This window comes from Bradyrhizobium sp. MI1.10 (genome assembly GCF_055811035.1).
In genome coordinates, this window is the sequence record NZ_JBVVPN010000142.1 from 1 (window position 1) to 946 (window position 946).

The window sequence follows — 946 nt, forward strand, 5'->3', positions numbered from 1 at the left end:
GTCTGAAATTGGCCACTTCCGGACACCGGCATCACAACAAGACAGCCTATGCGGTCCTCACCGGCGCGGTGAGCGCCAGCGCCGCCACGGCATCCGCTATTCCCGCAGCATCTGCATAGGTAACCATGTGACCGGCATCCTCGACCAGATGTAGCACCGAGCTAGGCAACACCTCGTGCAGGCGGCGCGACTGGTCGGCCTCGATGAGCCGGTCACCCTTTCCATGCAGGATCCTAACGGGAGACCGGATGCCCTGATACTGAAGCTGCAACTGCGCAGCCGCTGGAATAAGGAACGCGCTCTCCTCGGCGGCCGCCCTCAACTGCTTGGGCCGGAGAGCCAACGAGATCGGAAATTCATTCTTGAATTTCGGCGGAATGGCACGCGGCGCGAACAGCGTGCGCATCAGCTTCGGCGTAATAGCCCACGATATGATCGGCGAGATAGTGTAGCGCATCAGATCCCCGAGCAGCGGCAGTGCCGGACCTGACATGAGCCAAAAATCCATCCGAAAGGTTGGAAAATAGTAGCCGGACACAAGCACGAGCCCACTCACGGCATAACCGCTTCGCAGCGCCAGCGCGATTGCCACCAGCGTTCCCCAGGAGTGGCCGAGCACCACGGGATTGCGCACTCCAAGCTGATCAAGAGCCTTCGCGAACAAGGAAGCTTGCGTTGTGGCCGTCCAGATGCGCGTGCGCGGACGGTCGCTGTAGCCAAATCCTGGCCGGTCGAAGCAAACGACGCGATAGTCTTGGGCCAGGCGGTCGACCAAGCCGCTTAGGACGAGATCCTGAATCATGGTGCCGTTCCCGTGAAACAGGACCACGCAAGGGGCGGCGGTATCGCCCCGTTCAATATAGTGAAGGCGCACTCCGTCGCACTCGGTAAAGACGCCGATCGGGGGATTCTTTCGCTCCGCTGCCACCTGAAACGCGATGTTGCC

At 60.9% G+C, this 946-nt stretch carries 1 protein-coding gene; it reads right to left on the minus strand.

The genetic code is table 11. From position 1 onward, the window contains the following. Positions 1 to 46: 46 nt before the first annotated feature. On the minus strand, positions 47 to 946 hold a 900-nt coding region (locus AC0L3K_RS40625; RefSeq protein WP_473368207.1), incomplete at its 5' end, for an alpha/beta fold hydrolase.